Below are 24,763 nucleotides of genomic sequence, written 5' to 3'. Positions count from 1 at the left end.
CAAAAAGATATAGCAATAAGGAAGTTCGAGTGAGCAAACAACAAAAAATCCTTTTTATCGACCGTGATGGCACCTTAATTGTTGAGCCGCCGATTGATTTTCAAGTAGACCGTTTAGACAAACTAAAACTAGAGCCATTTGTTATCCCAAGCCTGTTGTCGTTGCAGGATGCAGGATACCGCCTAGTGATGGTAACGAACCAAGATGGTTTGGGTACCGATAGCTACCCACAAGCAGACTTTGATGCTCCACATAATATGATGATGGAGATCTTTGAATCTCAAGGTGTGAAGTTTGATGACGTGCTGATTTGTCCGCACTTCGATGAAGATAACTGCTCTTGTCGTAAGCCTAAATTGGGCTTGGTAAAAGAGTACCTTCAAGGTGGCAAAGTGGATTTCCAAAACTCTGTTGTGATTGGCGACCGTCAAACCGATCTTCAACTTGCCGAAAACATGGCAATTCGTGGCATTCAATACAACCCAGAAACCATGGGCTGGAAACAGATCCTCAAAGATCTCACGGTGAAGGCGCGTGTTGCTGAAGTGGTTCGCACCACAAAAGAAACGGACATCAAAGTATTCGTTAATCTGGATGAGCAAGGCGGTAATGACATTTCTACAGGCCTTGGCTTCTTTGACCACATGTTGGATCAAATTGCGACGCACGGTGGATTCCAGATGGTGTGCAAAGTAGAAGGTGATCTACATATTGATGATCACCACACGGTAGAAGATACAGCTCTTGCGTTGGGTCAAGCGTTGAAAGAAGCACTGGGTGACAAGCGTGGTATTGGTCGCTTTGGCTTTAGCCTTCCAATGGATGAGTGTTTGGCACAATGTGCACTAGACCTATCTGGTCGTCCTTACCTTAAGTTCGACGCGCAATTCAGTCGTGAGCAAGTGGGTGATCTTTCAACAGAGATGGTAGTTCACTTCTTCCGCTCTCTGACTGACACATTAGCGTGTACGCTGCACCTGTCTTCAGCGGGCAACAATGATCACCACATCATTGAAAGCTTGTTTAAAGCGTTTGGTCGTACTTTGCGCCAAGCTATCAAAGTAGAAGGCACTGAGCTACCAAGTAGTAAAGGCGTACTTTAAGGCTAACCTTAGCAAGGAGAAAAACAGTGACAGAACAGAAAGTTGTCATTATCGATACTGGCTGTGCCAACGTCTCTTCGGTGAAGTTTGCTATTGAACGCCTAGGCTATGACGTAACTATTTCAAAAGATCCGCAAGTCGTATTGTCGGCAGATAAGCTATTCCTACCGGGTGTGGGAACCGCCAGCGAAGCGATGAAGAACCTAGAAGAACGCGATCTTATCAGCTTGGTAAAACAGGTAGAAAAGCCGCTGTTAGGTATCTGTCTAGGCATGCAACTGTTGGGCAAAGTGTCTCAAGAGAAAGGCCAGAAAGCCGACGAGTTAGTTGAGTGTCTTGGACTTTGTGATGGCGAAGTGAAGCTACTACAAACTGGAGACTTGCCGCTGCCGCATATGGGTTGGAATACAGTGTCTGCAAAAGCAGGTAATCCACTTTTCAAAGGTATTGAAGAAGGTGAGTACTTCTACTTCGTGCACAGCTTTGCAATGCCTGTTGGGGATTACACGATTGCGGAATGTGAGTACGGCAACCCGTTCACAGCAGCAGTACAAAGCGGTAACTACTACGGTGTGCAATTCCACCCTGAGCGTTCTTCAAAAGCGGGCGCGAAGCTTATTCAAAACTTCTTAGAATTATAAAAGGGATTTAGTGTGATTATTCCAGCTCTTGATTTAATTGAAGGACAGGTGGTTCGCCTTTATCAAGGTGATTACGGCCAAGTAACTGAGTACAAAGTCGACCCAGCAGAGCAGTTCAACTTGTACCACCAAGCGGGTGCTAACTGGCTGCACTTGGTGGATTTAACTGGCGCGAAAGACACGACAGCACGCCAGCTTGATTTGATTGCAAAGCTACTAGCAAGCACGCCAGCGAACATCCAAATCGGTGGCGGCGTACGTACAGAGCAAGACGTGATTGACCTGCTAGAAGCTGGTGCTCAGCGTGTTGTTGTTGGTTCTACAGCAGTAAAACAGCCAGAGCTTGTGAAAGGTTGGATGGAAAAATACGGCGCAGAGAAAATCGTTCTCGCGCTAGACATCAACATCGATCAAGACGGCACGCGTAAAGTGGCGATCTCTGGTTGGCAAGAAGACTCAGGCGTGACTATCGAAGCTCTGATCAACGATTACCTAACGGTAGGTTTGCAGCACGTGCTTTGTACGGACATTTCTCGTGACGGTACGCTAGAAGGCTCAAACGTAGAGCTTTACGTTGACCTATGCAAACAGTACCCACAAGTGCAGTTTCAATCTTCAGGTGGCATTGGCTCATTAGCAGATATCGAAGCGCTAAAAGGCAGCGGTGTGGCTGGTGTGATTGTTGGTCGTGCACTGTTAGATGGTAAGTTCACAGCAGAGGAGGCGTTTGCATGTTGGCAAAGCGAATAATTCCATGTCTTGATGTTCGTGATGGACAAGTGGTAAAGGGCGTTCAGTTCCGTAACCATGAAATCATTGGCGATATCGTTCCTCTGGCGCAGCGTTATGCGGAAGAGGGCGCAGACGAGCTTGTGTTCTACGATATTACTGCTTCAAGTGATGGTCGTGTCGTCGATAAAAGTTGGGTCGCTCGCGTTGCAGAAGTGATCGATATCCCGTTCTGTGTGGCTGGTGGTATTAAATCAGCAGAAGATGCAGCACGCATTCTTGAGTTTGGTGCAGACAAAGTGTCTATCAACTCACCTGCACTGGCGAACCCTCAGTTGATTACTGACCTTGCTGATAAGTTTGGTGTGCAATGTATCGTCGTTGGTATCGATTCTTACTATGACAAAGAGACAGGTAAGTATCAGGTTTACCAGTTTACTGGTGATGAAGAGCGCACCAAAGCAACCCAATGGGAAACGCGTGATTGGGTGCAAGAAGTACAAAAACGCGGCGCTGGTGAAATCGTTCTGAACATGATGAACCAAGACGGCGTGCGTAACGGCTACGATATTGAACAACTTAATATGGTGCGTGAAGTATGTAACGTGCCATTGATTGCATCGGGTGGTGCAGGTGCCATGGAGCACTTCGCAGAAGCCTACCAAAAAGCAAATGTGGATGGCGCGCTTGCCGCATCGGTATTCCACAAGCAAGTCATCAATATTGGTGAACTAAAGCAGTATTTGAAACAACAAGGCATTGAGGTACGACTATGAGTGTGAAAGCCGCCGAAGTAAGTTCGCTAGCTGAGCGAATCAACTGGGAAAAGGTGGATGGTCTGGTACCTGCCATCGTACAAGATTTCCAATCAAGCCAAGTGCTGATGATGGGTTACATGAACCAAGATGCGTTGGCAAAAACGGGTGAAACAGGTCAAGTGACGTTCTTCTCTCGTACCAAGCAACGTCTTTGGACGAAAGGTGAGACCTCCGGCAACGTATTGCAACTAGTGAACATTCAGCTCGATTGTGACAACGACACGTTACTGGTGAAAGTGAATCCCATTGGTCCTACGTGTCACTTGGGTAACACAACTTGCTGGGATGTGGACCCTCAAGAGGAGTCACAAATGGTGTGGCTTCATCAACTTGAGCAGCTATTGGCTGCCCGCAAGAGTGCCGACCCAGATTCCTCTTATACTGCCAGTCTTTATGCCCGTGGCACCAAGCGTATTTCGCAAAAAGTGGGCGAAGAAGGCGTTGAAGTCGCGCTTGCGGCGACGTCGGGCGATAAGGCGGAGTTAGTGTGTGAATCAGCAGATTTGATTTACCACTTGTTGGTATTGCTTCAAGACCAAGGCTTATCGATGAATGACGTAGTGAACAAACTGAAAGAGCGTCATAAATAAAGAAGAGCCCCAAACTCTGAACCTAAAACAGAGTGCGCGGGATCTCTCGCGCACTCTATTGGCTTAGAAAAACGATGGAATTTAGAACGCTTCGCTTACGGAAAAGGGAAATGCTTGATGATAGGCTGGGGCAAGCGGTCGAAAATTCGTAATTCGAGACTTTAGGCTCTAAGCCCCTAGAACCTATATTTACCTGGAACCTTTGTTTACCTAGAGCCTATCTATTACCCACAACATTTCTTAAATTTCTTACCACTTCCACAGATACACGGGTCATTGCGACCTACTTTTAGGCTACTCACTGGCTGGTTTAAGCGTGGATCTTGTACTGGTTCATCTTCTGGCTCTTCTTCAGGAAATGTGCCGTCAATGTAATACCAAAGCCCATCTTCTTTCACGAAGCGAGAACGCTCGGTCATGCAGTAGCGTTTGCCATCTTCATCAAAGTAAGCGTTGAATTCAACAAAACCTTCATTCTCGTTGCTATTCGCTTCGGCTTTTACTACTTCAAGCTTGCACCAATCGCTGTCGATGGATTGGGCAATGCCTTCACGTTGCTCTTCCGCATTACAGCTTGGGTGGTACGTGTTCACCACGTAATCCACTAGACCTAATACATGTGCACTGTAACGAGAGCGCATTAACTGCTCTGGAGTGGTGACGTCAGCATGGTTATTGTGGGCAATTTCACAACACTGTTGGTAGGTGCGGTTAGAGCCGCAAGGGCAAGAAGAAGCCATAAAATGAAATCTCGATTAATTAAGCGGTAAAAACAAACAACCTCACATGAGTGAGGTCGCAGGTATTCTTTGGGGCATTATAGTCGTTTAGGGCGTTTGAGACAGCAGTTCTTGAGCCCAAGCCGTGGATTGGCTAAACGCTTTGGCTAATTGTGGCTCAGTGAGTTTTAGGGCGGTACAGTATTTCTCTGTCATTTCCCAATCCGCTTTTTCGTATGCGATGATCATTGATAGAAGGTAACCCAAAACGCCTTTATGTCCGGTTAAGGCATGTTTGATTTCTTCATCGACTGGAATATCACTGATCACATCTTCAAGAGGTTGATCGAGGAGAGAGCCTAACAGTGAAAACATTCCAGTAAGAAACGCCTGACCAGGGTCATACTTGGTGCGCATCTGACTCAACAGAATCTCACACATCCGTGCACGTTGAATCGCTAATGAATAGAGAGAATCAGGCTTGTCTTCATGCACTGAAGCAATCGCGACAAGTGAAATGAAACGTCTTAAACGGTCTTCACCAAGGTACACTAATGCTTGTCGGAACGATTTGATCTTCGTTGTGAGCGTGTAACCCGAGTTTACATAAGTCAGTAGCTTGTATGACAGAGTGACATCAATAGAGAACAAACGCTCGACCTCATTAAAGTCGATAGGTTTATCTGCGATCTCTTTACATAGTTGAATTACCGTTAGAAACGCGGGATTGAGGCGCTTCTTCTGAATCATTTCAGGCTTACTGAAAAAGTATCCTTGGAAGAAGTCAAAACCAGCGTCCATCGCTTGTTCAAACTCTTCATAGGTTTCGACCTTCTCAGCTAAGAAATCGATGCCAAAATGCCCTAGCGACTGAATGTAAATGGCCGCTTTTTCGATCGGTATTAAGCGAATGTCGAATTTGATTATCGCGACGTAAGGTAAAAACCGCTTCCAAGCTTTAGTTGGAACAAAGTCATCTAACGCAACGCGATACCCAGATGCATGCAGTTGTTTTATCGCATGAAGCAGTTCATCAGTCGGCTCACAATCTTCTAATACCTCAACAACTAATGATTCGTTAGGGAACAGGGTAGGAACGAGGTTAACCAAGCTTTGGTAAGGAAAATTAACAAAGCCGAGCTTGTCGCCCAGAGTACTGTAGTGTGTGGTAAGGAAATGATCAGATAGAAGTCGACTAGTAGCCAGCTCGGGTTCTACTTCTGGGAAGGTATTTTTCGGACCGTCACGGAAGAGAAGCTCATACCCTATGGTACGCTTTTCTCTGTCCAATATCGGTTGGCGAGCTACGTATGAATACTTCAATGCGGTACTTTGTTCTGTTTAACTGAGTAATACGATAATAGCGATTTTTTTCAAAATTTCTATGCTTTGCGCGTCAATCTTCAACACGCTCGACATGCTTTACTTCAATTCTGTGTCAAACGGTCGTGTTTGCAAGTCAAAATGGTCAGAATTTACTTTTAAAACTGAGCCTTGGGTATACCAATCGCCTAAAACAATACGAGTGTTTTTAGCACCATTTAGGTCAAAAATATGTGTATTTGGTCGATGCGTGTGACCATGAATCATCAAGTTGACGCAATTTTGAGACAATACTCGCTCAACTTCGCCTTGATTGACGTCCATGATGTCGAGAGACTTATTTTTTTTGTCGTCTCGAATGTCAGATTGAACTTTAGCGACAATTCTTTTTTTAACGAACCACGGAATGCGATTGAACAACCATTGTAGCCATGGTTTGTGAACGGTTTTTCTAAACTCTTGGTATTTCACATCGTCAATGCAAAGCGTATCGCCATGTAGGATTACGGCTTTTTGACCATAAAGATCAATCGTGCAGACATCATCGAGTAATGTCATACCGGTTTCTTTGCAAAAGCGTTTCCCGAGTAAAAAATCTCGATTGCCTTGGATGAAAAAAGTTGGCACACCGGTATCCGTCAGTGCTTTAAATTCTGCGCGGATTTGGTCTGCAAAAGGGGTGTTGTCATCGTCACCAATCCAGAACTCGAACAAATCACCAAGCACGTACAGTGCGTCGGCATGGATTGCTTCTGAACGCATGAACGTAACAAAGCACTCCGTAATATCAGGACGTGATGGGGTAAGATGAAGATCAGATATAAATAATGTCGTCATAGAAATAAGGGGAGGCTAAGCCTCCCCACAAACTTATCTCTTAATAGCAATTCTAAAGAATTACTCTTCGATTGTAGTACCAGTGATCATCACGTCTTCTAGAGGTACGTCTTGGTGCATGCCGTAAGAACCAGTGCTAACACCTTTGATCTTGTTCACGATGTCCATGCCTTCGATTACTTCACCGAATACACAGTAACCCCAACCGTCTAGGCTTTCGCTACGGAAATCTAGGAATGTGTTGTTGTTTACGTTGATGAAGAACTGAGAGCTTGCTGAATGCGGCTCCATAGTACGTGCCATAGCAAGTGTACCCACTTTGTTGCTAAGGCCGTTGTTTGCTTCGTTCTTGATAGGTGCACGTGTAGCTTTTTCACGTAGACCAGACTCCATACCACCACCTTGGATCATGAAGCCGTCAATAACACGGTGGAAAAGCGTGTTGTCGTAGAAACCGTCGCGGCAGTATTGAAGGAAGTTTGCGCTAGTTTCTGGCGCTTTCTCTTCGTTTAGTTGAATCTTGATGTCACCAAAATTAGTGTGAAGGGTGATCATGCTATTTTCCTTTACTGTGTTGTATTCAAAGAGGGATTCTAGCCTAAGTTAATACGCATGGAAAACTCAGGACAATGAAAATATACGCTTTGTGCTTGAAGTTTAGCCGATTATCGTTTTATCCGTTAATTGCTATTACCTAATAAGGTCGGAGTTGTTATACTCCTTCTTCTCGTAATTCATTCACAAGCATAGATAGAGATCATGTTAAAGATATATAACACACTCACAAGACAGAAAGAGGAATTCAAACCAATTACAGCCGGCAAAGTTGGCATGTATGTCTGTGGAGTTACCATCTACGATCTCTGTCACATCGGTCACGGTCGTACATTTGTTTCTTTCGATGTAGTGTCTCGCTACCTTCGTTACCTTGGTTATGACCTAACATTTGTACGTAACATCACTGACATCGATGATAAAATCATTAAGCGTGCTGCAGAAAATGGTGAGTCTTGTGATTCACTGACTGAGCGTCTAATTGGTGAAATGCACGCTGACTTCGATGCTCTGAACATGAAACGTCCTGACGTTGAGCCTCGTGCGACACAGTTCATTGCTGAAATCATCGAATTGGTTGAAAAGCTAATCGAGCGTGGTTTCGCTTACGTTGCAGACAATGGCGACGTAATGTTTGAAGTAGGTAAGTTCAACGAATACGGCAAGTTGTCTAAGCAAGACCTTGATCAGCTTCAAGCTGGTGCGCGTGTTGATATCGAAACGGCAAAACGCAGCCCGCTAGACTTCGTACTTTGGAAGATGTCTAAACCGGGTGAACCAACATGGGAATCACCATGGGGTCCAGGCCGTCCAGGTTGGCACATCGAATGTTCTGCAATGAACTCGTCAATTCTAAGCAACCACTTCGACATTCACGGCGGCGGTTCTGATCTTCAGTTCCCACACCACGAGAACGAAATCGCGCAATCATGCTGTGCACACGACACTCAATACGTGAACACATGGATGCACAGCGGCATGGTAATGGTAGACCGTGAGAAAATGTCAAAGTCTCTAGGTAACTTCTTCACTATCCGCGACGTTCTAGGTCACTACGATGCTGAGACAGTTCGTTACTTCCTAATGTCTGGTCACTACCGTAGCCAGCTAAACTACAGTGAAGATAACTTAAACCAAGCACGCGCGTCTCTTGAGCGTCTATACACATCTCTACGTGGTTTGGATCTAAATGCTGCGCCTGCGGGTGGTGAAGAATACGTAACTCGCTTTACAGCAGCGATGAACGATGACTTCAATACACCAGAAGCTTACTCAGTACTGTTTGACATGGCGCGTGAAGTAAACCGTCTGAAGACAGAAAACCTAGAGAAAGCGAGTGAGCTAGGTGCGCTAATGCGTGAACTGGCTGATGTGATCGGTATTCTTCACCAAGATCCAGAAGCATTCCTAAAAGGTGATGCAGGCGACGACGACGAAGTGGCTGAAATCGAAGCACTAATTAAGCTACGTAACGATTCTCGTGCAGCAAAAGACTGGGCTAACGCAGATATGGCTCGTGACAAGCTGACGGAAATGGGCATTGTTCTGGAAGATGGTCCAGAAGGCACAACGTGGCGACGTAAGTAATGGATACTTATGCCATCAACTAACTGTTCATTCTTGCTGGTTAAAATCGCTGATAACTGCGTTATAGATTTGGAAGTTAGAGCCACTAGCTCGCTGCAATCTATGCCTTGTTCTAAGCGATTTTCTCTGCGCAATAAACTGAACATCCAGTCAATGGCATTAGTATAAGAATATTTAAGGGCTGATGATTCAGCCCTTTTCTTTACAAGCTTTTATAAATTCTAAACTTTAACGAAGGTAGTGCTCTGTGGCTCAGATGTATTTCTATTACTCGGCAATGAACGCGGGTAAATCGACAACTCTTCTTCAATCTTCATTTAACTACCAAGAACGTGGCATGACGCCTGTGATTTTCACAGCAGCGTTAGATGATCGCTACGGCGTAGGCAAAGTGAGCTCTCGTATTGGTTTGCAATCAGACGCGCATTTGTTCCGTCCAGATACCAACCTTTACCAAGAGATTGCAGCACTGCATGAAGTTGAAAAACGTCACTGTATCCTAATTGATGAGTGCCAGTTCTTGTCGAAAGAACAGGTTTACCAACTAACAGAAGTGGTTGATAAGCTGCATATCCCTGTACTTTGCTATGGTCTTCGTACCGATTTTCTAGGCGAACTTTTTGAAGGCAGCAAGTACCTACTATCATGGGCAGACAAATTGGTTGAACTCAAAACGATTTGTCACTGTGGTCGCAAGGCAAACATGGTTATCCGTACTGATGAGCACGGCGTTGCAATCAAAGAAGGTGATCAAGTCGCGATTGGCGGTAACGACCGTTACGTGTCGGTTTGTCGTCAGCACTACAAAGAAGCACTTGGTAAGTAAGCCAATCTAGATAAGAGAAAGCCACCGAATTCGGTGGCTTTTTTATTGTCTGGTTGTTGGTCACTGAGCGAGGGATTACGCGAGACCAAACTCGAACTTTTCTCTCAGTGCTTGGTAAGAGGATTCGACGTGGGCAGGGATTTCTTGTTCCGTTTGAAAGCCTTTTTCTGGGTAAGTCTTCACACGAGAAAAATCTTCCATCAATGCTTCCAGTACCATCATCAGAGGCATCTCTTCGTTGATGTATTCAAAGAAAGGATGCGCAGTAGAAGTCACTTGGAGATGCGAATAAGGTGACTGCCATTGTTTTTCAAAGGTTGCGATTGCGCGTCGTTCCATAAATGGCTTTTGAACCAAGATGAGAGAGTCACAGCTAATCCCTTTTTCTTTCAATAACAGCTCAGTGAAGCGAACGTTCTCGCCACTGTTACTCGACTTTGTTTCGAGCAATATTGCTTCGCTCGGTACACCTGCAAGCTTGGCGATATCTGCAAAAGTCTCAGCTTCACTTCTCTCAAATAAACCATCCGTAAAACGCCCTTCGCCACCAGAAAATACAATGAGTGGCGCAAATTTTTGATGGTAAAGCTTAGCGGCGTGTTCGGCTACGCGTAAGTCATTACTGCACATTACAAATAGGCAGTCAGCAGGCTTTAGCTTATGCTTGAGTTGCATGTACTCCCACAAGGTTTCAATGTGTTGATAGAGTTTCATAGTGCGTCCAGCGTTGAGGTGAATTGGAACTGGTAACCAAGCGAGATAAGTTTGTCTGCAAGGATTCGCTTATCGGCGGTTTCGGTGACTGGCGGAAGGGCAATGTCTAAATCACTTTGCGTAATGGCAGCTTGATAAAACTCAGCTTTGCTGACGGTATTTGGCGTGGTCGCATTAACTACCTCATTTTCAATTTGATTGAGCGCGAAAGCCGTTGCCGCAACAGCATCGTTTTGATGCACCATATTCGCTGGCGCTTTGCGACTGACCTGTTTTAATCGCAACGCAAAGCGAGACGGGTGTCGGTCGGCACCAATCAAACCACTACAGCGAACGATAGCGTAGTCAATACCGGAGTCCATCACGTATTGCTCGGCTTGCAGCATAATACGTGCATTATCAGAGAAATGCGGATTGTCTTGCGCTAAAGCGAATGTGGCGTCTTCCTCTCTCATATCGACGGGCAAATTTGGATAGACCGTCGTTGAACTGACCATCAAAAGCTTTTCCACACCACTTACTTTTGCGGCTTCAACTAAACGTTGCCATTGCTGTGCGTATTCTTGTCCGTTTCCTTTGCGAAAACCTGGAGGAAACGATCCGACAATGCGTTCTATTTGTTCTTGTTTGATCAGTTCGACAATTTTCTGTTGAGCTCTTGGCTCGCTAAGGTCAAGTTGAGCCGTTCGTACGGAAGTGATTGGAAGTTCATCTAGCCTAGATTGGCTACGACGGGTAACCGTAACATGGTGTCCTTGGTCAGCTAAAGTTTGTGCAAGTGGCGCTCCTAGCCAGCCTGCGCCCACGATCAATATATTTGCCATCTGTATGTTCCTACGGTATGCCCTGATGACTACTCAAACAGGGTTTGTAACTCTAATCTGGCTTGTTGATGCAGGGGATCGGAATGCCATTTCTGATGTTGTATCAAATCAATGTTGACTTGCCATGCCAGTTTTGTGAATTCTTCGCCAAGTTTCACTAAGGTATTTGGTGCGTAAGACACCAAATGTTCAGGAAGAAAGCACCAGCCAAATCCCTTGTTCGCCAGTTCTAATAATATGTAGTAATCATCAGCGTACCAGATATCTGGGCTAAACGCCTGATTAAGACCGCTCACATCTTCATTCTTTGAACGGATTACCAGTTGACGATGTTGCTTTAGCTCGTCGATGTTTCGGATTGGCTGTATTGCTAAAGGGTGTTGTGATGAGACAAACACATCAAAACCAATATGCCCTAGGTTAGATAAATCAACATTCTTAGGCATCTGTAAGTCACTTAATATAATGCCAGTGGTAGCACGCTCTGATTTCACCAACTCGATGATATCTGGACTTGAAGCTGTGAGACATTCCACTTGAAGGTTAGGAAACTTTTGTTCCAAATGTTTTAAAGCAATGGGGAGACGGGTTAATGGAATCCCCTCATCAACCGCAAGAACGAGCTTACTCGCTGGTGCAGAAAAGAGTTGAGATGCTTTGTTATTCAGTCGATCTAGTTGGCTTAAGGTGGCGAGGGCATAGGGCATCAACTGATGGCCTTTCTCGGTCAGTTTAGGATAGCGACCTGTGCGGTCAAATAAGTCAACGCCACAATCGAGCTCCATATTCATGATGTGTTGGCTGATCACCGATTGAGCTCGCCCAAGCTTACGCGCTGCTGCCGAGAAAGATCCGGCCTCTGAAGTGGTAACGAACGCTTGCAGTTGTTCAAGAGTAAACATATCGCTTTTACCGATGGTATCTAACTTTTACTTATCTAAATAATAGATAAAATGCCAGTCATTGAGTAGAACTATTTAGGTAAAACATCATGACTCGTAACGAACGTATCTTTCACGCTGTACTATTTGAAATGATTGCATTGGCTATCATCATTCCTGCGGCTTCTTTGATAACAGGGAAGGGATCGAGTGACTTGGCAGTGGTTGGTATTGGCTTGAGTCTTTACACCGTAGTTTGGAACTACATTTATAACCTGTACTTTGATAAATGGTTTGGCTCGAACCGAGAGGACCGCAGTTTAGCAATGCGAATTGGCCACACACTTGGCTTCGAGGGCGGATTGATTTTCCTATCGATTCCGGTCATTGCGTGGTTCTTGCAAATAACTTTATTACAAGCGCTTGCATTGGAAGCTGGTTTTCTAATTTTCTTCTTATTTTATGCAACGGGCTTTAACTGGGCTTACGATAAAATTCAGCCTTTTGGAAAAATGAGAAAATTAATCGCTTAATATAGTGAGTCTAGATAAATATAATTATCAAAAAAGCCACCAAGTATGGTGGCTTTTAATTTTAGAACTTGCTTATTTATATGAGCTTATTCTGCAGTTAGTACGCGAAGAATTTTATCGGCGTGTTCTGCAACTTCAATGCCTTCATCAGTTAGGTAACCGCCGTCCGGCTGTGTGCAAAGTTGTTTCTCATACAGACGAGCAACCGCTGCCTGCATTTCTTCTGAAGCTTCTTTGTGGACTTTGATGCCCGTTGCTGCGCTGCTTAAATCGAATTGAAGAAGTAGGTTCAGTTCGGCAATGTGGTCAGCTGAATATTTCATAGATATTTCCTTCGTACTTTTTTATCCAAGCTAGTCTGAAAACTAAGGTTGAGCAATAGAAAACACTTAGAAATGTTAAGTGCCGCGCTATAGGCCTGATATAACGCGGGTTTTTTATTCTAAGGTAAACATTTGACCCAAATATTAATAATGGTTAAGACAAGAACTCATAGTTGAATTTTATCGATCACTCTCTCAGCAACAACAAATTTAGTAAACATGAAAAATAGCCCTTGAAAAAGTCTGGAAATGGAGCGATTATCCGCGCCTCGTTAATTGTTTCTAAATGTTACACTTCCATGAACTTCAATCAGTTTGACTCACTATTACCACCTCAGGCTGCTGAACGTGCCGCCGAAGTAGGTGTTGGCAAAGCAACTAAAGCTCCGATGAAATCTTTCCTGCTGGCGATTTCTGCAGGTCTTCACATTGGTATCGCTTTTATTTTTTATACAACCGTAACCACAGGTGCCGGTGATCTCCCTTGGGGCATTACTCGCCTTATTGGTGGTTTGGCATTCAGCCTTGGCTTGATCTTGGTGGTGGTAACCGGCGGTGAGCTATTTACTAGCTCGGTTCTTACGCTGGTGGCTCGTGCAAGCGGCAAGATTTCATGGAAAGCCTTAATGAAAAACTGGGTGGTCGTGTACTTCGGTAACATGGTCGGCGCGGTTTTACTGGTTGTGTGTATGCTGATCACTAAGCAATACATGTTCGACGGTGGTCAAGTCGGTTTGAACGCGATGGCAATTTCGCAACACAAACTGCATCACGGTTTCTTCCAAGCTGTCGCGCTGGGCATCATGTGTAACGTTTTGGTCTGTATCGCAGTTTGGATGACGTTCAGTGGGCGCACACTAACGGATAAAATCGCAGTAATGATCTTGCCTGTAGCTATGTTCGTTTCTGCTGGCTTTGAGCACTGTATTGCGAACATGTTCCAAGTACCAATGGCGATTGGTATTAAGTATTTTGCTCCAGAATCGTTCTGGCAAATGACAGGTGCAAACATCGCAGACTATGCGGATCTGAACATGATGGGCTTCTTGGTGAACAACCTTATCCCTGTAACGATTGGTAATATCATCGGTGGTGGTGTCTTCGTTGGCATGTGGTACTGGATGATTTACCTACGTGATGAAGACAAGCATCTTAAGTAATTTTTAAGAAAGGCAAGCCCAGTGGCTTGCCTTTTTTGATCTTTCCAAACTTAGTGTTTAAACCAACTCTTCATTGACGCCATATTCGTTTGGCGTCCAGTGAGACGTCATCTCTGAGGGTTCTTGCACTAGCCAATCCACTGGCGTGTCTAATAATAAGTCTTCGACCTTTTCTCGGGTGATTAACATATCCATGTGAGCTCTCCCGTTGTCGGTTAACCGCACTTTAGAGGAGTAAAGTGACGGTTCAATGACCATTAAATTTCTCAGAAGAGGGTTGTCCGAAATGACGCTTATGTTTCTGGTTGCTTATGGGTTTTAGGGGTTTATCCACATTTTCTGTGGATAACCTGTCGCAAAGATCGTGAGTATCTATTGTGATCCAGAAAAATTCATAAAATGAGATGCTTATATGACTATTTAGTGAGCACGTTAGGCTTTCTCTTTGTTGATAAACTTCACTTTTATGCGTCCTTCTTTAGTTTGTACACAGGTAAGCGTCATCTCTAAGGTAATCGCTACCGACACACTTAGCATGACAAAAATCGCCAACATGATGACCAGTTGATACTTGATTGCCACCATAGGGCTCGCCCCTCCGAGAATTTGACCTGTCATCATCCCAGGAAGGGTCACTAACCCTGTAGTCGCCATCGAAGCTAGGATTGGAGCAAGAGATTTACGAAGCGCTTCTTGAAGGAAAGGGAAGGAAGCGTATTTAGGTGCCGCCCCAAGAGAAATAGCTGCTTCATATTCAGATTTTCGCTGTTCGAAAGCGGTGAACAAGTTCTGTAGTGCGACGATGTTACTACTCAAGCTGTTGCCAAGTAGCATTCCCGCTAAAGGGATCATGTATTGTGCGTTATAGAAAGGTTCAGGCTTTACAAGGCCCAATGCGATGGCGGCAAGAAGTGGAAGTAAACTGCATGACAATCCGGTGATAAGGGGCATCATTAGAGGCTTTTTAGGGAGGTTTGCTTTACCCACAATTGAGCTTGCGCCAACCACTATCATAATCGCTAGCCAAGCTAAGTTCACGATCAAGCTATTTAGTTCAAATAGATACTCTAGGTACACACCGACCAAAATTAATTGCACGGTCATACGGGCAACACTGATGGCAGTGTCTTTGGCTATGCCTAATTTGTATCGAGCATTAATCGTAAGGGGAACGATAAGAATCAAACTAAAAAGTGCGAGTTCAAACCAATTTATATCGACAACCTGATTCATAAACCTTCTCCCAAAATTAACCGTCTGATTTTAACGGAGCTCATTTGGTTTATGAATTGCAGAACTCTGTTTTTTTGCAATCTTATGTCCAGAAAAAAGCAGACATTTGGTGAGGCTTTATTAACATTTGGATCACAACTTCTTGTCTTTAGTCGAAAAAATAGCGATTTAGTAGCACGAAAAAATCCATAAAAATGTAAACAAAGTTAAGCTTATGTTGTATCCTTAACATGTTTGCAAAAGACTTATTTTTTCACATATATTAATATTATTTCACAAATGATATCAATCAAACACATCTCAGGATGAGCTCAAAAAAGTGTTGGATAACAAGGGTTGGAGCGTCAGATTTGATTGAACCTTACTGTTGGTATGGTCTAACATTTTCCCATAGAGATTGTAAAAAACTTAAGCTTGGTGACGCGGGCTTTCCAATAACACTAGATACAAAATAGGCAAATGTATGAGTGATGTTAACAAAATTGAGAGTGGTGAAAAACGCTCACTGGAGTGGAAGTCGTTCCTCTTCATTGCAGTTGTTCTCTTCCCAATTCTGAGTGTGGCTTTCGTAGGCGGCTACGGATTTATTGTTTGGGCACTTCAAGTGTTCTTCTTTGGTCCTCCTGGCGCGCACGGCATGTAAGCCGGTGAGCTCATAACCACACTTTAGAAAAGATTTTAAGAGAGCAAATAATGAAATCATTAATTATTAAACTGTGGCGTACGATGACGCGCCCGGCAGTCCATATCAGCCTAGGCGTGCTGACTATGGGCGGTTTCATCGCTGGTGTTATTTTCTGGGGTGGCTTTAACACAGCCCTAGAAGCAACCAACACAGAAGAATTCTGTATTAGCTGTCACACAATGCGTGACAACGTATACGTTGAACTGCAAGACACGGTTCACTGGAAAAACCACTCTGGTGTTCGTGCTACTTGTCCTGACTGTCACGTTCCACATAACTGGACAGATAAGATCGCTCGTAAAATGCAAGCGTCTAAAGAAGTATTTGCACAAGTATTTGGCAACTACGACGAACCGGGTGTTTTCGAAGAGCGTCGTATCGAACTTGCTAAACACGAATGGGATCGTTTCTCTGCAAACAAATCTCTAGAGTGTAAAAACTGTCACAACTACGATTCAATGGACTTCGAGCAAATGTCTCCAACCGCTCGTATCCAAATGAAACAAGCAGCTGAGAAAGACCAAAGCTGTGTTGACTGTCACAAAGGTATCGCACACAAACTACCAGCAGGTATGGACAGCATTGGTGGTATCGTTGGTGACCTTGAAGGTATGACTTCAAACACTGACTACGGTGTAGGTCAACAACTTGTAAGTGTTCGTCACCTACCAATCTACTTCGACGATAAAGGTGCTAAAGAAGCAGGTCTTCTAAACCCTGCATCGACTGTTAAAGTTCTTGAAGAGAAAGGCGACTACGTTGAAGTTGAAATCGATGGCTGGCGTAAAGCGAAAGGCTTCGGTCGTGTAATTCAAGAAGACTTCGGTAAAAACATCGCAGTAGCATCACTACTAAAAGAAGCATCAACAGACGCTAACGTTGTGACTGCTGGTGAGAAGAAAGTTGATGAGCTAACAGGTCTTCCTTGGGAGAAAGTAGCTGCGAAAGTATGGATCAAGAAAGAATCTATGCTGAACGACATCAACCCTGTATGGGAAAAATCAAAAGAAGCTTACAAAACTAACTGTTCTGTATGTCACACACAACCTGCTGAAGCGCACTTCGATGCGAACACATGGCCAGGTATGTTCGACGGTATGCTAGCGTTCGTTAACCTAGATACAGACAGTGAAGCACTGATCTTGAAGTACCTACAGAAGCACTCTTCAGATTATGCTGAAGGTCACCACTAATAAGCGTCGGATTGGAGTAAATTAAATGGCTATTACACGAAGAAGTTTTCTTAAAGGTGTAGCAACCACAAGTGCAGCGTCAGTTATCGGTCCAAGCTTATTGGCTTCAGCATCTGCAAACGCAGCTGAGACTACTGGTACTTGGAAAGTAACAGGTTCACACTGGGGCGCGTTCCGCGCCCACATCTACGCGGGTAAAGTTCAAGAGATCAAACCGCTAGAACTAGACCAGAACCCAACAGAAATGTTGAACGGCATCAAGGGCATCATCTACAGCCCATCACGTGTTCGTTACCCAATGGTTCGTCTAGATTGGCTGAAGAAGCACAAATATAGCGCTGAGACGCGCGGTAACAACCGTTTCATCCGTGTAACTTGGGATGAAGCTCTAGACCTGTTCTACCGTGAGCTAGAACGTGTTCAGAAAGAATACGGACCATGGGCTCTACACGCAGGTCAAACTGGTTGGAACCAAACTGGTGCGTTCAACAACTGTACGGCACACATGCAACGTGCTGTAGGTATGCACGGTAACTTCATCACTAAAGTAGGTGACTACTCGACTGGTGCAGGTCAAACCATCATGCCTTACGTACTTGGTTCAACAGAAGTTTATGCACAAGGTACGTCTTGGTCTGAAATTCTAGAGAACTCAGACAACATCATTCTTTGGGCAAATGACCCAGTGAAAAACCTGCAAGTAGGTTGGAACTGTGAAACGCACGAATCTTTCAACTACCTAGCGCAGTTGAAGGAAAAAGTAGCGAAAGGTGAGATCAATGTTCTTTCTGTAGACCCAGTTAAGAACAAGACTCAACGTTACCTAGAGAACGATCACCTATACATTAACCCGCTAACAGACGTAGCATTCATGCTTGCTGTTGCGCACGTACTGTACAACGAAGACCTATACGACAAGAAGTTTATTGAAACTTACTGTCTAGGTTTCGAAGATTTCATCAAGTACGTTCAAGGTGAAACGAAAGATAAAGTTGTTAAGACACCTGAGTGGGCTGCTCCTATCTGTGGCGTGAAAGCGGACAAGATTCGTGAATTCGCACGCATGCTAGTGAACGGTCGTACACAGATCCTTATGGGTTGGTGTATCCAACGTCAAGAGCACGGTGAGCAGCCATACTGGGCAGCAGCAGTAGTTGCAGCAATGGTTGGTCAAATCGGTCTACCTGGCGGTGGTATCTCTTATGGTCACCACTACTCAAGTATCGGTGTACCTTCAACTGGTTTCGCGGGCCCTGGTGGTTTCCCTCGTAACCTAGATACAGGTATGAAGCCGAAGTGGGACAACAATGACTTTAACGGCTACAGCCGTACTATCCCTGTTGCTCGTTGGATCGACTGTCTGCTAGAACCAGGCAAAGAGATCAACTACAACGGTGGTAAAGTTAAGCTTCCAGACTTCAAGATGATGGTGATCTCGGGTTGTAACCCATGGCACCACCACCAAGATCGTAACCGTATGAAGCAAGCGTTCCAGAAACTACAAACAGTAGTAACGATTGAGTTCGCTTGGACGGCAACGTGTCGTTTCTCTGATATCGTGCTTCCAGCATGTACTCAGTGGGAACGTAACGATATCGACGTATACGGTTCTTACTCGAACAAAGGTCTTATCGCGATGCATCGCCTAGTTGACCCATTGTTCCAATCTAAGCCAGACTTCCAAATCATGAGTGAACTGACTCAACGCTTTGGTCGTCGCGACGAGTACACTCGTGGCATGAGCGAGATGGAATGGATCCGCAGTCTTTACAACGATTGTAAGAAAGCAAACGACGGTAAGTTTGAAATGCCAGAATTTGATGAATTCTGGGAACAAAGCGTACTAGACTTCGGTGAAGGTAAGCCTTGGGTTCGTCATGCGGACTTCCGTAAAGACCCAGAAATCAACCCACTGGGTACGCCTTCTGGCTTCATCGAGATCACTTCTCGTAAGATCGGTCGTTACGGTTACGAACACTGTCAAGAACACCCAATGTGGTTCGAGAAATCAGAACGCTCGCACGGTGGTCCTGGCTCTGACAAACACCCGTACTGGCTACAATCTTGCCACCCGGACAAGCGTCTGCACTCTCAGATGTGTGAATCTGAAGATTTCCGTGCTACTTACGCTGTTCAAGGTCGTGAGCCTGTATACATCAACCCAGTTGATGCAAAAGCGAAAGGCATTAAAGACGGTGACTTGGTACGTGTATTTAACGACCGTGGTCAGCTTCTTGCTGGTGCTGTACTTACTGACAGCTACCCACGTGGTGTTATCCGTATCGAAGAAGGTGCGTGGTACGGTCCTCTAAACGAGAAAGTAGGTGCAATTTGTACTTACGGTGACCCTAACACACTAACTCAAGACATCGGTTCTTCTGAGCTAGCACAAGCGACTTCTGCGAACACATGTATCGTAGACTTCGAGAAATTCACTGGTAAAGTTCCACCAGTGACTTCATTCGGTGGTCCGATCGAAGTTGCTTAATCAGAGCACTAAGCTATGAATGAAATACCAGCCCTCGTGCTGGTATTTTTTTGACCAAAATTCAGTGAGCGTTCTCTCAATAACCAGTTTGAATAAATTGAGATGCAACGGATTCGTGACGTTGATAACGAATTGGGTGAGGGAAGGGGAGGATAATGCGCTTAATGAAACAATAATAATTAAGTGAGTAGATTCTCTATGGCTCAGACCATTCAATTGGCCAATCACACTGAGATTTCAGTGAGTGATAACGATCTTCAATTTGAAGTCGTAGGCAACCAAATCCATTTTTCTTTTGCCGGGATACACAATAAAACCTTCACCGATCGTGAAGTCTTGTTCCAAATGCCTTTTCTCTATGAGCAAGGTGCAACTGTGCTTGGCGACGGTTTCCAAATGTTGGCGCAGACGAGCGGTACCATTTCTCAACCTATCGATATTGGTCGCTGCCCAGATAACAATAATTCCTACCGTATTTACCCAGAGAGTGCACCTAAGCGTTACTACAACTACTTAGCTGTTGAAGATGCCGCAGGTTACACCTTGTTTGGCTTTACGTCTTGTCATCGCTTTGCAGGCTATTTTGAGGTGCAGGCGTACGGTGAGCATTGGGTTCTTTCTGCTTCTATTGATGGTGAACATACTCAAGTAGCGGATTGGGAACATAACACACTGGAATCTGTGGCTATATTACGCGGTCAATCTCTGTCTGAGCTTTACCAACAATACAGTGAGATGCTTGCCGAGCATCATCCAGTGCGCAACGGTGTCACTCAGGATGCGCCAATTGGTTGGTGCTCTTGGTATGCCTACTACGCGGACGTGACCGAAGGCAACGTTTTAGAAAACGTGGAATGCATGCAAGACAACCTAGCTGAGCTCGAATGGGTACTGCTAGATGATGGCTACCAAGCATTTATGGGAGATTGGCTAACGCCTTCGGATAAGTTCTCTGGTGGTGTGAAAGAACTGATTCACAACATTCGCGCGAAAGGCAAAAAGCCAGCGATTTGGATGGCACCATTCATTGCTCAGCCAGAATCCGAAATCTTCAAAAAGCATCCCGATTGGTTTGTGCGTCACGAGGACGGAGACCTCCTGAAAGCTGAAGATGTCACTTATGGCGGTTGGCGTTGTACTCCTTGGTACATTCTCGATACTTCAAACCCTGAAGTTCAAGATCACTTAACCCATGTCGTATCTGTCATGAGAGAAGAGTGGGGTGTTGAGCTATTCAAATTAGACGCAAACTATTGGGGTACTTTAAAAGGTAAGCGCAGTCAATCGGGCGTAACCGGTGTAGAAGCCTACCGTATGGGGATGGAAGCGATCGCGAAAGGGGCTGAAGATGCATGGCTATTAGGTTGTAACGCGCCAATGTGGCCTTCTTTGGGCTTAGTCGATGCAATGCGTGTCTCTGACGATGTAGAGCGCCATAGACATCGCTTTGAACAAATCGCGAAAGAGACCTTTTTCCGCAGTTGGCAGCATCGCAAGTTGTGGCAAATCGATCCAGATTGCGCGACGTTCACTTCATTACCTAACCAAGCAGCTTCGCGTGAAGATTATCAGTTCCACCGTAACGTGTTACTTGCGTGTGGTGGCCTACTGCTTTCCGGTGATCCTCTACCAGAAATCACCCCATTTGCGAGTAAGACGCTAGCGAAACTGATGCTGCGTCAACGCCGTAATCAAGAATCGGCTAAGTTTACCGCGTTAGGTTTAAACCATGCGTTCTTACCACTAACATCTAAAAACGATCTGCACTGTTTGTTCAACTACGCGAACGATGAAGCGACAGAGTTTACGCTTACCGCAGACCAGCCAACAGATTGGTATGATTACTGGACCGGGGAGAAGCTTAACCAAGAGCCTTGTCAGCTATTGCTGGTCAGTTTGGATAAGGGTCTGAATGCTAAAGCTATCGTGACCGCATAGCCTGATTAGATTGAAAAAGAAAAAGAGCCTCGATTGAGGCTCTTTTTGTATCCATTGCATCTGATTTGAAAGCTAGTATTCGAATAGGAAAAAGTAACCGTATCCGACAATCAAGGCTGGTATCGCAGAGTAGATAGTGGCGACAAGCGCAGCTTTAGGAGCCATTGCAATCGCAGGGAATAAGGCATCACCATCATTGGAAATGGCATTAGAAAGCTGTGCTGATAATGGCGCTGCGCCGGATATATAAAGACTCGTTACGAGAATTTGCGGGCCACAGCCTGGCAAAATACCAATAGCCAAACCAATGAGAGGCATCCAGATCCCCCAGTTTGAGAACGTCGCTCCCAAGTCTAAACCCGAGAAATAGGTGGTAAGTTCAAAGGCTAAGAAAGCCAAAATAACCCACGCGCTAACAAAGTTTGTGTCTTGAGCCGCTTTTTGAATCGGGTGCGAGTCGATGATTTTGTCATCTTCAGATACCGTTGATTTGTAATCACCTAGCTCTTTGGTCATCGCCCACAAAAACATACTGACAACTGCAAATGTCGCACCTAACCATTCCATACTGTTTTCTTTGAGGCCAAGTAATTGGTTGGTATCCACTTGGAATGAGCCCAGAACGGCAATGATACTTGCAGGTATGAGCAGCCATTTCCAGAATGCTCCTTGAAGATTGATAGCACGTTGCTCAACTGGCGTGTGCGTATCACTATGGTTATTACAGCATTGAGCTTGTGCAACATCCTCTTTTTGCTTTGGGCGCAAGAAGTCATCAGCGTGGAATGCATTCACTACCCACCCAGATATTGCGCCTACGACAATACCTAAAGCAATAACACCAAACCCTGTTGCAGGTTCTGCTGCGAGTAATAAGAAGGCAGCATCACCCATGGTCGAGGTTAATACTGCAACGATAGCACCAAAGCCAACTCGGCCACTGATGAACTGAGTGGTGACAACGATAGCACCACCACAACCAGGCAAAGCTCCAAGGAGTGCTGCAAAGAAAACTTGATGGCTACGAGAGCTGTGGTAAAGCGCAGTGAGTCGATTTGTCTTCGACATGAAGTTCGAAAGGTAATGGTAGATCGCTAAGGTAGCTGCAACGTAACAAGAAACCGCCCAGAAAGAATCAGATAGGGTAGCGACGGTGACTTCTCTTGTGGTTTCACTAGCTAACAGAGCGAGCAATGCGATAGGCAGCAATAGCCTCTTATAGGCTAGACGAAATTGAGTTGGCTGCAGTAGCTGATGCGCCGAGTGGAAAATTTTTGTTGCGTTCATAGTAAGTTCAAATGTAAATAGGAATGATTCTCATTGTATGGAGGTGAGAATTATTCGCAATAGGCGGTAACAACTTTTCTTCGTGTCAATTTCCCTCAAATCAGGTAAAGTATCGGCCTTTGTGAGCAAACCCGCTTCCAAGGTGTAATTCGTTATGCAATTCACCCTTTTAGGAAGCGCATCAAACTGACTTGAATAGGAAGAAACATGATTCTAGTTGTAGGTCATAAGAACCCAGACAGTGACAGCATCTGTAGTGCACTAGTTGCAACTGAACTTCTAAAGGCGCGTGGCGTTGAAGCAATGCCAATCCGCCAAGGCGAAATTAACCGTGAAACTCAGCACATCCTAGAAGTAGCTGGTGCAGAAGTTCCTGAACTTCGTACATCAGTAGCGGGTGAAACTGTTTGGCTAGTAGACTACTCAGATCTAGCGCAAGCACCAGACGATATTGCTGAAGCAGAAGTTGCAGGTATTGTTGACCACCACCGTCTAGGTGACGTGATGACAGTAAACCCAATGGAAGCATGGATCTGGCCTGTTGGTTGTACTAACACAGTTCTGTTCAACATGTTCAAGATTGAAGGTCACGAGATCAAGCCTCAAATCGCTAAGCTAATGATGTCAGCGATTCTTTCTGACACAGTAGGTTTCGCTTCTCCAACTTGTACTCAAAAAGACAAAGATGCTGTAGCTGAACTAGCGGCTATCGCAGACGTACAAGATGTTGACGCATTCACTAAAGATCTTCTAATCGCTAAGACAAACATCGAAGGTCTATCTGCGGCTGAACTTGTTGAAAAAGACCTTAAAGGTTACCCATTCAACGGTCGTGACGTGGTAGTAGGTCAGGTTGAACTTGCGACTCTAGAGCAAGTTGACGGCATGATCGAAGCACTAGAAGCGGATCTAGAAGCTCGTTGTGCAAACGACAACCTAGCATTTGCTGCAGTTATGCTAACAGACATCACTACTGCTCAAACTCGTCTTCTTTACAAAGGTGAGTGGGCTGAGAAACTTGTTAAGCACGAGAAAGACGGCATGCTAATGATGGAAAACACTCTAAGCCGTAAGAAGCAAGGCTGGCCTTGGCTTCAAACTGAGCTTGTGTAATTTCATTATTACCAACGTATACTTTAAATGCCCGCCAATAGGTGGGCATTTTTCTATGGGAATAGGAGACAAACATGTCTGAAGCATTAACCCAAGAGCAAATGGACACCATCAATCGCTACAACGAAGAGCAGCGTTTGAAATACTGTGTGAAGGAAATCGTAGCAAACCGCAAAGTGTGGATTCTGAAAGATGAACACGGCTGCGTGATGCTAAATACAGAAGATGACGATTGTGTGCCTGTGTGGCCAAACGAAGAGTTTGCACAACAATGGGCGACAGGCGACTGGGAAGAGTGTGAGCCAGAAGCTATCTCTTTGAATAAATGGCACAGCCGTTGGACTTCAGGTCTAGAAGATGATGAGTTGTCTGTTGTGGTGTTCCCAAACCAGAATGAAGAAGGTGTGGTGCTGTTTCCAGACGAGTTTGATTTCGAACTGCGCAAACAAGCGAGCCGTCGTTAAGCACTACCAATTGCGTTCTGAAATTCAGAGACTAAAAAGCCTGCGTTGATGCCTGTCTCTTGATCACAAGTCTAGTGATCAAGAGACATTGCGAGTTCGTAGCCTTCAAGGATGGTTTGCAGTTTAAACCATCCTTCCCAAAGCACCTTTATTGAAGCTCTACCCGTCCTCTTGGTATCTTTCCAACCGCCTAATTTAG

The 24,763-nt window shown here is 44.9% G+C and carries 26 protein-coding genes; 15 read left to right on the top strand and 11 right to left on the bottom strand.

Annotated elements, in window-relative coordinates; translation table 11 throughout:
* Positions 1 to 29: 29 nt before the first annotated feature.
* The 5 genes from hisB to hisIE are packed head-to-tail and all read left to right on the top strand — an operon-like array spanning position 30 to position 3,881.
* Positions 30 to 1,103 (top strand): bifunctional histidinol-phosphatase/imidazoleglycerol-phosphate dehydratase HisB, encoded by a 1,074-nt coding sequence (gene hisB / locus QTO06_RS21195; protein ID WP_005389832.1) that lies wholly within the window; start codon positions 30 to 32, stop codon positions 1,101 to 1,103.
* A gap of 26 nt (positions 1,104 to 1,129) precedes the next feature.
* Positions 1,130 to 1,744, top strand: a complete 615-nt coding sequence (hisH, locus tag QTO06_RS21190) for an imidazole glycerol phosphate synthase subunit HisH (RefSeq protein WP_005389830.1) — start codon at positions 1,130 to 1,132, stop codon at positions 1,742 to 1,744.
* Between the two features lie 12 nt (positions 1,745 to 1,756).
* Positions 1,757 to 2,494: a 1-(5-phosphoribosyl)-5-[(5-phosphoribosylamino)methylideneamino]imidazole-4-carboxamide isomerase gene (gene hisA, locus QTO06_RS21185; protein ID WP_005390889.1), complete on the top strand. Its 738-nt coding sequence runs from the start codon at positions 1,757 to 1,759 to the stop codon at positions 2,492 to 2,494.
* Positions 2,476 to 3,249: an imidazole glycerol phosphate synthase subunit HisF gene (hisF, locus tag QTO06_RS21180; protein ID WP_004749837.1), complete on the top strand. Its 774-nt coding sequence runs from the start codon at positions 2,476 to 2,478 to the stop codon at positions 3,247 to 3,249. Before hisA ends, hisF begins: the two co-directional genes overlap by 19 nt.
* Positions 3,246 to 3,881: a bifunctional phosphoribosyl-AMP cyclohydrolase/phosphoribosyl-ATP diphosphatase HisIE gene (hisIE, locus tag QTO06_RS21175; RefSeq protein ID WP_005450749.1), complete on the top strand. Its 636-nt coding sequence runs from the start codon at positions 3,246 to 3,248 to the stop codon at positions 3,879 to 3,881. The genes hisF and hisIE overlap by 4 nt, the downstream gene beginning before the upstream one ends.
* Before the next feature lie 224 nt (positions 3,882 to 4,105).
* Here hisIE and QTO06_RS21170 read toward each other — a convergent pair whose 3' ends face one another.
* From QTO06_RS21170 to QTO06_RS21155, 4 genes are all read right to left on the bottom strand, one after another.
* Entirely contained in the window at positions 4,106 to 4,621 is a 516-nt protein-coding gene (locus QTO06_RS21170) for a YchJ family protein (protein WP_331409696.1), read from the bottom strand.
* Positions 4,622 to 4,708: 87 nt separating this feature from the next.
* A complete protein-coding gene (locus tag QTO06_RS21165) occupies positions 4,709 to 5,923 on the bottom strand; it encodes an EAL and HDOD domain-containing protein (RefSeq protein ID WP_331409695.1) in 1,215 nt (404 codons plus the stop codon).
* Positions 5,924 to 6,022: 99 nt separating this feature from the next.
* On the bottom strand, positions 6,023 to 6,760 hold the full coding sequence (gene lpxH, locus QTO06_RS21160; protein ID WP_331409694.1) for a UDP-2,3-diacylglucosamine diphosphatase: 738 nt from the start codon (positions 6,758 to 6,760) through the stop codon (positions 6,023 to 6,025).
* Positions 6,761 to 6,820: 60 nt separating this feature from the next.
* Positions 6,821 to 7,315 (bottom strand): peptidylprolyl isomerase, encoded by a 495-nt coding sequence (locus tag QTO06_RS21155; RefSeq protein WP_005437228.1) that lies wholly within the window; start codon positions 7,313 to 7,315, stop codon positions 6,821 to 6,823.
* Between the two features lie 204 nt (positions 7,316 to 7,519).
* On the opposite strand from QTO06_RS21155, the gene cysS reads away from it, so the two are divergent.
* Positions 7,520 to 8,902 carry a cysteine--tRNA ligase gene (cysS, locus tag QTO06_RS21150; protein WP_331409693.1) on the top strand — a complete coding sequence of 461 codons (1,383 nt, stop codon included), beginning with the start codon at positions 7,520 to 7,522 and terminating at the stop codon, positions 8,900 to 8,902.
* Positions 8,903 to 9,149: 247 nt separating this feature from the next.
* Entirely contained in the window at positions 9,150 to 9,728 is a 579-nt protein-coding gene (locus QTO06_RS21145) for a thymidine kinase (RefSeq protein WP_005450744.1), read from the top strand.
* A 75-nt stretch (positions 9,729 to 9,803) separates the two neighbouring features.
* Here QTO06_RS21145 and QTO06_RS21140 read toward each other — a convergent pair whose 3' ends face one another.
* From QTO06_RS21140 to QTO06_RS21130, 3 genes are read right to left on the bottom strand one after another with little or no spacing between them, the layout of a single operon-like run.
* Entirely contained in the window at positions 9,804 to 10,442 is a 639-nt protein-coding gene (locus QTO06_RS21140; RefSeq protein WP_331409691.1) for a YdcF family protein, read from the bottom strand.
* Positions 10,439 to 11,266 (bottom strand): NAD(P)H-binding protein, encoded by an 828-nt coding sequence (locus QTO06_RS21135; protein WP_053051022.1) that lies wholly within the window; start codon positions 11,264 to 11,266, stop codon positions 10,439 to 10,441. The genes QTO06_RS21140 and QTO06_RS21135 overlap by 4 nt, the downstream gene beginning before the upstream one ends.
* A gap of 29 nt (positions 11,267 to 11,295) precedes the next feature.
* Entirely contained in the window at positions 11,296 to 12,168 is an 873-nt protein-coding gene (locus QTO06_RS21130) for a LysR family transcriptional regulator (RefSeq protein ID WP_331409688.1), read from the bottom strand.
* 89 nt (positions 12,169 to 12,257) lie between these two features.
* Between QTO06_RS21130 and QTO06_RS21125 the strand changes: the two genes are divergently transcribed.
* Positions 12,258 to 12,680: a PACE efflux transporter gene (locus tag QTO06_RS21125; protein WP_009705768.1), complete on the top strand. Its 423-nt coding sequence runs from the start codon at positions 12,258 to 12,260 to the stop codon at positions 12,678 to 12,680.
* Between the two features lie 86 nt (positions 12,681 to 12,766).
* Here QTO06_RS21125 and QTO06_RS21120 read toward each other — a convergent pair whose 3' ends face one another.
* A complete protein-coding gene (locus QTO06_RS21120; RefSeq protein WP_005437251.1) occupies positions 12,767 to 13,003 on the bottom strand; it encodes a TIGR02647 family protein in 237 nt (78 codons plus the stop codon).
* Positions 13,004 to 13,302: 299 nt separating this feature from the next.
* On the opposite strand from QTO06_RS21120, the gene focA reads away from it, so the two are divergent.
* On the top strand, positions 13,303 to 14,163 hold the full coding sequence (gene focA, locus QTO06_RS21115) for a formate transporter FocA (RefSeq protein WP_005437252.1): 861 nt from the start codon (positions 13,303 to 13,305) through the stop codon (positions 14,161 to 14,163).
* A 57-nt stretch (positions 14,164 to 14,220) separates the two neighbouring features.
* Here the strand turns inward: focA and QTO06_RS21110 are convergent, their stop codons facing one another.
* On the bottom strand, positions 14,221 to 14,358 hold the full coding sequence (locus QTO06_RS21110) for a hypothetical protein (RefSeq protein ID WP_086027709.1): 138 nt from the start codon (positions 14,356 to 14,358) through the stop codon (positions 14,221 to 14,223).
* Between the two features lie 237 nt (positions 14,359 to 14,595).
* Positions 14,596 to 15,396 carry an ABC transporter permease gene (locus tag QTO06_RS21105; RefSeq protein ID WP_331409685.1) on the bottom strand — a complete coding sequence of 267 codons (801 nt, stop codon included), beginning with the start codon at positions 15,394 to 15,396 and terminating at the stop codon, positions 14,596 to 14,598.
* A 463-nt stretch (positions 15,397 to 15,859) separates the two neighbouring features.
* Between QTO06_RS21105 and torE the strand changes: the two genes are divergently transcribed.
* The 4 genes from torE (at position 15,860) to QTO06_RS21085 (ending at position 21,700) form a co-directional block, all read left to right on the top strand.
* Positions 15,860 to 16,039: a trimethylamine N-oxide reductase system protein TorE gene (gene torE, locus QTO06_RS21100; RefSeq protein ID WP_005450728.1), complete on the top strand. Its 180-nt coding sequence runs from the start codon at positions 15,860 to 15,862 to the stop codon at positions 16,037 to 16,039.
* A 50-nt stretch (positions 16,040 to 16,089) separates the two neighbouring features.
* Entirely contained in the window at positions 16,090 to 17,274 is a 1,185-nt protein-coding gene (torC, locus tag QTO06_RS21095) for a pentaheme c-type cytochrome TorC (protein WP_331409684.1), read from the top strand.
* 25 nt (positions 17,275 to 17,299) lie between these two features.
* Positions 17,300 to 19,762, top strand: coding sequence for a trimethylamine-N-oxide reductase TorA (gene torA / locus QTO06_RS21090; RefSeq protein ID WP_331409683.1), 2,463 nt, complete (start codon positions 17,300 to 17,302; stop codon positions 19,760 to 19,762).
* A 198-nt stretch (positions 19,763 to 19,960) separates the two neighbouring features.
* A complete protein-coding gene (locus QTO06_RS21085) occupies positions 19,961 to 21,700 on the top strand; it encodes a glycoside hydrolase family 36 protein (protein WP_331409681.1) in 1,740 nt (579 codons plus the stop codon).
* Positions 21,701 to 21,772: 72 nt separating this feature from the next.
* On the opposite strand, the gene QTO06_RS21080 is transcribed toward QTO06_RS21085, so the two are convergent.
* The gene (locus QTO06_RS21080; RefSeq protein ID WP_331409680.1) at positions 21,773 to 22,987 is read right to left on the bottom strand and encodes a putative manganese transporter; all 1,215 of its coding nucleotides are present in this window, start codon (positions 22,985 to 22,987) and stop codon (positions 21,773 to 21,775) included.
* 207 nt (positions 22,988 to 23,194) lie between these two features.
* On the opposite strand from QTO06_RS21080, the gene QTO06_RS21075 reads away from it, so the two are divergent.
* Both QTO06_RS21075 and QTO06_RS21070 read left to right on the top strand, forming a co-directional pair.
* Positions 23,195 to 24,100 carry a manganese-dependent inorganic pyrophosphatase gene (locus tag QTO06_RS21075; RefSeq protein ID WP_005437259.1) on the top strand — a complete coding sequence of 302 codons (906 nt, stop codon included), beginning with the start codon at positions 23,195 to 23,197 and terminating at the stop codon, positions 24,098 to 24,100.
* 74 nt (positions 24,101 to 24,174) lie between these two features.
* The gene (locus QTO06_RS21070; RefSeq protein ID WP_005425781.1) at positions 24,175 to 24,564 is read left to right on the top strand and encodes a DUF2750 domain-containing protein; all 390 of its coding nucleotides are present in this window, start codon (positions 24,175 to 24,177) and stop codon (positions 24,562 to 24,564) included.
* Positions 24,565 to 24,763: the final 199 nt, after the last annotated feature.

It is taken from the genome of Vibrio sp. M260121 (assembly GCF_036533715.1).
Classification (GTDB): domain Bacteria; phylum Pseudomonadota; class Gammaproteobacteria; order Enterobacterales; family Vibrionaceae; genus Vibrio.
This window is presented reverse-complemented; position numbering and strand designations above follow the sequence as displayed.

Coding starts and splice junctions, on each gene's coding strand:
- hisF (WP_004749837.1), top strand. CDS start 2,476: ATGTTGGCAAAGCGAATAATTCCATGTCTTGATGTTCGTGATGGACAA.
- hisIE (WP_005450749.1), top strand. CDS start 3,246: ATGAGTGTGAAAGCCGCCGAAGTAAGTTCGCTAGCTGAGCGAATCAAC.
- QTO06_RS21170 (WP_331409696.1), bottom strand. CDS start 4,621: ATGGCTTCTTCTTGCCCTTGCGGCTCTAACCGCACCTACCAACAGTGT.
- lpxH (WP_331409694.1), bottom strand. CDS start 6,760: ATGACGACATTATTTATATCTGATCTTCATCTTACCCCATCACGTCCT.
- QTO06_RS21155 (WP_005437228.1), bottom strand. CDS start 7,315: ATGATCACCCTTCACACTAATTTTGGTGACATCAAGATTCAACTAAAC.
- cysS (WP_331409693.1), top strand. CDS start 7,520: ATGTTAAAGATATATAACACACTCACAAGACAGAAAGAGGAATTCAAA.
- QTO06_RS21140 (WP_331409691.1), bottom strand. CDS start 10,442: ATGAAACTCTATCAACACATTGAAACCTTGTGGGAGTACATGCAACTC.
- QTO06_RS21135 (WP_053051022.1), bottom strand. CDS start 11,266: ATGGCAAATATATTGATCGTGGGCGCAGGCTGGCTAGGAGCGCCACTT.
- QTO06_RS21130 (WP_331409688.1), bottom strand. CDS start 12,168: ATGTTTACTCTTGAACAACTGCAAGCGTTCGTTACCACTTCAGAGGCC.
- QTO06_RS21125 (WP_009705768.1), top strand. CDS start 12,258: ATGACTCGTAACGAACGTATCTTTCACGCTGTACTATTTGAAATGATT.
- QTO06_RS21120 (WP_005437251.1), bottom strand. CDS start 13,003: ATGAAATATTCAGCTGACCACATTGCCGAACTGAACCTACTTCTTCAA.
- focA (WP_005437252.1), top strand. CDS start 13,303: ATGAACTTCAATCAGTTTGACTCACTATTACCACCTCAGGCTGCTGAA.
- QTO06_RS21110 (WP_086027709.1), bottom strand. CDS start 14,358: ATGGATATGTTAATCACCCGAGAAAAGGTCGAAGACTTATTATTAGAC.
- QTO06_RS21105 (WP_331409685.1), bottom strand. CDS start 15,396: ATGAATCAGGTTGTCGATATAAATTGGTTTGAACTCGCACTTTTTAGT.
- torE (WP_005450728.1), top strand. CDS start 15,860: ATGAGTGATGTTAACAAAATTGAGAGTGGTGAAAAACGCTCACTGGAG.
- torC (WP_331409684.1), top strand. CDS start 16,090: ATGAAATCATTAATTATTAAACTGTGGCGTACGATGACGCGCCCGGCA.
- torA (WP_331409683.1), top strand. CDS start 17,300: ATGGCTATTACACGAAGAAGTTTTCTTAAAGGTGTAGCAACCACAAGT.
- QTO06_RS21085 (WP_331409681.1), top strand. CDS start 19,961: ATGGCTCAGACCATTCAATTGGCCAATCACACTGAGATTTCAGTGAGT.
- QTO06_RS21080 (WP_331409680.1), bottom strand. CDS start 22,987: ATGAACGCAACAAAAATTTTCCACTCGGCGCATCAGCTACTGCAGCCA.
- QTO06_RS21075 (WP_005437259.1), top strand. CDS start 23,195: ATGATTCTAGTTGTAGGTCATAAGAACCCAGACAGTGACAGCATCTGT.
- QTO06_RS21070 (WP_005425781.1), top strand. CDS start 24,175: ATGTCTGAAGCATTAACCCAAGAGCAAATGGACACCATCAATCGCTAC.